The 6457-nt window shown below is 66.4% G+C and carries 8 protein-coding genes; 4 read left to right on the top strand and 4 right to left on the bottom strand.

The window, feature by feature from the left end; translation table 11 throughout:
• Nucleotides 1-11: 11 nt before the first annotated feature.
• From AC4HIX_RS20690 to AC4HIX_RS20675, 4 genes are all read left to right on the top strand, one after another.
• Nucleotides 12-404, top strand: a complete 393-nt coding sequence (locus tag AC4HIX_RS20690) for an OB-fold nucleic acid binding domain-containing protein (RefSeq protein WP_490400331.1) — start codon at nt 12-14, stop codon at nt 402-404.
• Between the two features lie 74 nt (nt 405-478).
• Nucleotides 479-1009: a peptidoglycan-binding domain-containing protein gene (locus AC4HIX_RS20685; RefSeq protein ID WP_490400330.1), complete on the top strand. Its 531-nt coding sequence runs from the start codon at nt 479-481 to the stop codon at nt 1007-1009.
• Between the two features lie 87 nt (nt 1010-1096).
• Nucleotides 1097-1765, top strand: coding sequence for a Crp/Fnr family transcriptional regulator (locus tag AC4HIX_RS20680; RefSeq protein ID WP_475050886.1), 669 nt, complete (start codon nt 1097-1099; stop codon nt 1763-1765).
• Nucleotides 1766-2119: 354 nt separating this feature from the next.
• Nucleotides 2120-2632, top strand: a complete 513-nt coding sequence (locus AC4HIX_RS20675) for a class I SAM-dependent methyltransferase (RefSeq protein ID WP_490400329.1) — start codon at nt 2120-2122, stop codon at nt 2630-2632.
• Nucleotides 2633-2705: 73 nt separating this feature from the next.
• Here the strand turns inward: AC4HIX_RS20675 and AC4HIX_RS20670 are convergent, their stop codons facing one another.
• From AC4HIX_RS20670 to hflK, 4 genes are all read right to left on the bottom strand, one after another.
• Complete coding sequence (locus tag AC4HIX_RS20670) at nt 2706-4142, bottom strand: Do family serine endopeptidase (RefSeq protein WP_490400328.1); 1437 nt, start codon at nt 4140-4142, stop codon at nt 2706-2708.
• A 307-nt stretch (nt 4143-4449) separates the two neighbouring features.
• Complete coding sequence (locus AC4HIX_RS20665; RefSeq protein ID WP_259958806.1) at nt 4450-4644, bottom strand: DUF2065 domain-containing protein; 195 nt, start codon at nt 4642-4644, stop codon at nt 4450-4452.
• Nucleotides 4644-5525, bottom strand: coding sequence for a protease modulator HflC (hflC, locus tag AC4HIX_RS20660; RefSeq protein ID WP_475050883.1), 882 nt, complete (start codon nt 5523-5525; stop codon nt 4644-4646). Before hflC ends, AC4HIX_RS20665 begins: the two co-directional genes overlap by 1 nt.
• Nucleotides 5525-6457: FtsH protease activity modulator HflK (gene hflK, locus AC4HIX_RS20655; RefSeq protein ID WP_490400327.1), on the bottom strand; the 933-nt coding region annotated here is incomplete at its 5' end. The genes hflC and hflK, both read right to left, overlap by 1 nt.

The following is a 6457-nucleotide window of genomic DNA, read 5'->3' as shown; positions in this document are numbered from 1 at the left end:
CATGCCCTGCCGTGCCCGGCCGCGCCCGGCCCTGGCCGCGCCCGCCGCACTGCCTGCCCGCCGCCCGGCTGCAGGAGCCGCCGGAAAACGCCCGCGTCACCGTCGCAGGCCTGGTGATCCTGCGCCAGCGCCCCGGCACCGCCAAAGGGGTGATCTTCGTCACGCTCGAGGACGAGACCGGCGTCGTCAACGTGATCGTCTGGCGCAAGATCTACGAGGCCTTCCGCCGCGCGGTGATCTCCGGGCGGCTGCTGCGAGTCACCGGGCGGCTGCAGCGGGCCCATTCGGTCACTCATGTGATCGCCGAAACGGTCGAGGACATCTCCCCCATGCTCGACCTCCTGCTGGCGGATCAGGGCCGCCAGGACGATCCGGCCTTTGCGCCGGGGCCGGAACTGGGCTAGGCTGCCGCCAAAGCAAAAGCGCCCGGCACGGACCGGGGCGCCGATCTGAGGCACGCTGACAAAGGCATCCGGGCATGACGCCACCCCTTTTCACGACCTGCCGGCGTATCGCGCCCGCACTGCTGCTGGCCGCCCTGGCGGTCCTGCCCGCCTGCGTTCAGCCCCAGACCGGCAGCGAAGTCTCCCGGGCCGGCCGCTACGCCCCGCCCGGCGCGCCGCCGGATACCTGCTGGAGCAAGCACACCTCTCCCGCCGTCATCGAGACCGTGACCCGCCAGGTTCTGGCCGCGCCGGCCCAGCTCGGCAGCAGCGGCCAGGTGATCCGCCCCGCCGCCTTCCGCACCGAAACCAGCCAGGAGATTGTCACGCCGCGGCAGGAGCACTGGTTCGAAATCCCCTGCCCCGCCATGATGACCCCGGACTTCATCCGCACCATCCAGCGCGCCCTGACCGCCCGCGGGCTCTACCGCGGCCCCGTCCACGGCCAGATGGACATGGGCACCCGCAGGGCCGTGCAGCGCTACCAGGCGCCGCTGGGGCTGGACAGCGGAACCCTGTCCCTGGACACCGCCCGCAAGCTGGGGCTGGTGGCGGTGGCAGGCTGAACCTGCCTGTCCAGTTCCCCGGTTCCCCGGTGACCATGCCTCTGCTAAGCTCCGTCAGACTGGGCCCAGATGCAAAGAGGCATGGACATGCTGAAAACCCGCCTGCCGGACTCCGGCTTCCTCTCCGGCGCCTCGGGCCCGCTGCGCCGGATGCTGGAAAGCCAGGCCACCGACGTGCGCCTGCGCCAAGGCGAGGTCCTGTTCGAACAGGGCGATGCAGGCGATGCGCTCTATGCGATCGCCGAAGGCGCGCTGGAGTTCTCGGTGCTCTCTGCCTCGGGCCGCAAGCTGTCGCTCGACATGATGCGCCCCGGCGCCGTGTTCGGCGAAATCACCCTCTTTGACCCGGGCGAGCGCACTGCTACCGCCATCGCCGCCGAGCCCAGCCGGGTCTTGCGCCTGCGCAGCGGCGACGTGCTGGACCAGATCCGCCAGCACCCCGACCTGGCCGCCGACCTGCTGCGGCTGGCAGGCCAAAGGATGCGCTGGATGAACACCCAGCTGAACGAGCAGGTGTTCCTGCCGATGCCGGTGCGGCTGGCGCGCAAGCTGCTGTACCTGGCGCCCGGTGACAGCGACGGGCGGGTTGCCCTGTCCCAGGCGGAACTGGCGGAATTTGTCGGCGCCACCCGCGAAGCCGTGTCCAAGACCCTGGCCGCCTGGAAACGCAGCGGGCTGGTCAGCATCAGCCGCGGCGGCGTGCAGATCCTCGACCGCACCGAACTGGCCGTTCTGGCGGAACCGGATTCCATCTGAGCCGCAGTAAACCGCCTCCCTAAGAGCAGAAAACCGGCGCTCTGTAATCCGGGTTACAGAAGCCATGGCGCGGCCGCTCCATAACAGGATCAGGGACAGCCATTATCCGTTCCATCCCAATGGCTGCCTGTCCAACAAGAGCCATGTGCCCGCCAGCACATGGCTCTTCCCTTTCCGGCCCGGAACAGGAAGCCCCCAAGGCGCAGAAGTTTTTTGAAAACTTTTGCCCAAGGCTTTTCAGAAAAGTCTTAGGCCGCTTCTCCCCTTTCCGGCAGCCATTGCCCCAGGGCGCGCCTCTTTGTTCAAAAATTATTCACTTAGGCTTTCCGGAACCGGGCCGCTACGGTGCAGCGCATGGCATATGACTACGACAAACTCTACCGCGGCACCCCGGACGCCCTGGGCGCTCCCTCCCCTGCATTCACCACCTTTTTCGAGCGGCTGGAAGCGCCGGGCCTGCATGTTCTGGATGCAGGTTGCGGCCAGGGCCGCGACGCGCTGTTCATCGCCCGCCTTGGCCACCGGGTGACAGGTGTCGACCTCTCTGCGCATGGCATCCGCGACCTGCGGCGCGCCGCAGCACAGGAGGATCTGGACGTGACCGGCATTGCCGCCGACCTGATCACGTGGCAGCCGGACGGGGACTTCGACATCCTGCTGTTCGATCGCACTCTGCACATGCTGAGCGCAGCGGAGCGGCGGGCGGTTCTGACCCGCTGCCTGCTGCACCTGCGCCCCGGCGGCTGGGTGCTGATTGCCGACGAGCCGCGCAATCTCGAAGACTTCCGCCGGGTCTTTGCCGCCGCGCCCGGGGAATGGCGCACACAGAAGGATACCCGCGGCCTCCTGTTCATGCAGCGGGCCTGACGCGGCCGCGAAACAGGAAAAGGCCGGGCAATCGCCCGGCCTTTGACAGTTTAACACTGGTGCCTTGCGGCCCTTATTCCGACAGGTTCAGCGCCACAAAGCGCGGCTCTCCGCCGCGGCGCACCAGCAAGAGCAGCGACTTGCGGCCCGCGTCCCTGGCTTCCTCGACCCGGGTTTCCAGCTCGCTGATCGAGCCGACCTTCTGCTGGCCCGCCTCGGTGATCACGTCACCGGCGCGCAGGCCCTTCTCCCAGGCCTCCGAAGTCTCGTCCACCGACAGGATCGCCAGCCCCTCAACATCCTCGCCGACACTCAGTTCGCTGCGCAGCTGATCGGTCAGAACGCCGACCGACAGCCCCAGCAGCTCCTTCTCGGAGGCATCCGGCTGCCCGTTGCCGCTTTCCGGGCTGGAGGGGCTGCGCTCGGCATCCTCGCGGCGGCCCAGGGTCACCCGCAGGGTTTCGGTCTTGCCTTCGCGGTAGACCACAACGCGCACGGTCTTGCCGACTTCAGCGTTGCCAACCTGGCGCACCAGGCCGCGGGTGTCGCGGACATCGACGCCGTCAAAGCTCACGATCACATCACCGGCCAGCACGCCCGCGTCCTTGGCCGGGCCGTCCGGCACATCGGTGACCAGCGCGCCGCGCGCCTTGTCCAGCCCGATCGCCTCAGCCAGGTCAGCATCCACATCCTGGATCTTCACACCCAGCCAGCCGCGGCGGGTCTCGCCGAATTCCTTCAGCTGATCGACCACCTTGACCACCACGTTGGACGCCATCGAAAAGCCGATGCCGATGGAGCCGCCGTTGGGCGACAGGATCGCGGTGTTCACGCCGACCACATCGCCGTCCATGTTGAACAGCGGCCCGCCGGAGTTGCCCCGGTTGATCGCCGCATCGGTCTGGATGTAGTCGTCATAGGAGCCCGAAAGCTCGCGGTTGCGGGCCGAAACGATACCTGCGGACAGCGAGAACCCCTGCCCCAGCGGGTTGCCCATCGCCACCACCCAGTCACCGACCCGGGCGGTGTCGCTGTCACCGAATTTGACGAATTTCAACGGCGCCGGCGCCTTGACCTTCAGCAGTGCGATATCGGTGTTGGGATCGGTGCCGATCACCTCCGCCGGCAGCAGCTCCTTGGGCTGGCCTTCACCGGGAAAGAACTCGATCTCGATCTCGTCCGCGCCATCAATCACGTGATTGTTGGTGACGATATAGCCATCCTCGGAAATCACAAATCCGGAACCCAGCGCCGACGAGCGGCGCGGCCGGTTGCCATTGCCGTTGCGGTCCTGGAACTCGCGGAAGAAATCCTCGAACGGCGAGCCTTCCGGCACGATGCCCTGCGGCCCGGTGCGCCCCTCCACCACTGTGGTGGTGGTGATGTTGACCACCGACGGGCTCACCCGCTCGGCCAGCGGCGCCAGGCTTTCGGGCCGGGCCATCGCGGTCACCGCCTGCATCAGCAGAACCGCCATGCTCAGCACCGCAAGCCAGATCATGCGCGTCATCGCGCCCCTGCCGCTTGCCTGGCCGGAAATTGCAATTGCCTGTGGCTGCACGGAACTACTCCTTGTCATGTTTAATTCTTCTCCTCCCCCGTCCCGGCGCAAACGCCGGATATGCACAGGAAAGTCTTATGGACCCAATGTAGGAACTTCCGCCCGGCCCGCAACAAATGTTGCAAGGAATAAAGCCGCTGTGAGCCGGAAATCCGGCCGCAGCCGCGGACGCGTGCCCTGCTGCCGCCACCCTAGCAGGGAAAGATTGCGTTTTCGCTGAAATTCTGCGTGTGCCGCAGCGCGCCGCAAAGCCCAGTTAAAACCCGAGCAGGAAGGCCAGCCAGACCAGAATCAGCCCCAGCGCCAGCGCCGCCAGCCCGGCATTGCGGCGCTGCTCCTCGCTCAGCATCCGCAGCATCTCCAAGAGACGCTCCACAAGCGAAGGGGCCAGTGCGTACACCAGCCCCTCTGCAATCAGTACCAGCCCGAGGGCCAGGAGGACGAACCCCATTACTGCGTCGCCGTCTTGCCGTCCGAGGATTTCAGGTAGTTGAAAAACTCGTTGTCCGGCGACAGCACCAGCGAGGAGTTCCCCGCCAGCAGCGAATTCGCATAGGCGTTCAGCGAGCGGTAGAATTCAAAGAATTCCGCGTCCCGGCCATAGGCCTCGGCAAAGATCGCGTTACGTTCGGCGTCCGCTTCACCGCGGATCACCTCAGCCTCGCGCTCCGCCTCGGAGACCAGCTCGACCTCGGTCCGGTCGGCCTGTGCGCGCACCCGCTGCGCCGCCTCTTCACCGCGGGCGATCTCGTCCGCCGCTTCCCGTTCGCGCTCAGCACGCATCCGGGCAAAGGTGGCTTCCAGGTTGGCCTGCGGCAGGTCGGTGCGCTTCAGCCGCACGTCGATCACCTCAAGACCCAGTGCGCGGGCCTGGGCAATCGCGCCGTTGCGGATCCGCAGCATCAGTGCGGCCCGGTCCGACGACAGAATGTCGTTGGAGCTGACGGAACCCAGCACCTCACGGGTCTGCGCCCGCATGATCTTGTCCAGTCGCGATTCCGCGGCACCGATTCCGCCGGCACCCACCGCCTGGCGGAAGGTATCCACATTGGCGATCCGGTAGCGCGAGAACGCATCGACGATCAGGCGGCGGTCATCCAGCGGAGTGACCTCCAGCGGGCCGACTTCCAGGCTCAGGATGCGGTCGTCATAGCGCACCACGTTGTCCACCACCGGCAGCTTGAACGCCAGGCCCGGGGTTTCCTTGATGTCGACAACCCGGCCAAAGCGCAGCACCAGCGCCTTTTCACGCTCGTCCACGATGAAGATCGCCGACAGCACTGCAATTGCCGCAACCACCAGGACCGGCAGAAGAAGAGTCGATTTCCGCATCAGTTGCCCTCCTGCGGCTTGCGCAGCTCATTGAGCGGCAGGTACGGCACCACGCCTTGCCCTTCGCCGCCTCCGGTTTCATCCAGAATGATCTTGTCCACGCGGCCCAGCACTTCTTCCATGGTTTCCAGGTACAGGCGCTTGCGGGTCACTTCCGGTGCTTTCTGGTACTCAGCCAGAACCGCGCTGAAGCGGCTCGCCTCACCCTGGGCTTCGTTCACGACCTGGGCGCGGTAGGCTTCGGCCTCTTCCAGCGTCTGTGCCGCCTGGCCGCGGGCGCCTGCCAGCTTGCGGTTGGCATAGGCATCGGCCTGCTTCTCAAGCCGGTCACGCTCCTGGCCTGCGGATTGCACTTCGCGGAAGGCGTCTTTCACCGGCTCGGGCGGGTCGGCACCGTCAAAGTTCACCCGGATGATGTTCACGCCGCTGTCATAGCTGTCCAGCGTCGCCTGGATCAGCTCTTCCAGCCGGGCGGTGATGGCACCGCGGTCACGGTTCAGGATCGGTGCCAGCTCGGACTGGGCGATGATCTCGCGCATTGCCGATTCCGACACCGCGTTGATGGTCGAGCGCGGGTCGCGCAGGTTGAACAGGAACTGGGCCGGATCAGAAATGTTCCAGACCACCTGGAAATCCACGTCGATGATGTTCTCATCGCCAGTCAGCATCAGCCCCGCATCCGAGCCGCGCCCGCCGGCGCCGATGTTCTCGGTCTGCTCGACCCGCACCGGGATCACCTCATAGGTGACCAGCGGCCAGGGGGCAAAGTTCAGGCCCGGCTGCCCGGTGGCCGAATACTCGCCCAGGAACAGCTCCACCGACTGCTCTTCCGGCTTCACGGTGTAGATACTGGCAAAGCCCCACAGCACCACAGCGGCAACAGCCGCCAGGCCCAGCGTGCCCTTGGTGAACAGCGGCGCGCCGCCGCCCGG

The organism is Leisingera sp., from assembly GCF_982940295.1.
Note: the sequence above shows the minus strand (reverse complement) of the source record. Positions and strands in the feature narration are given on the sequence as shown.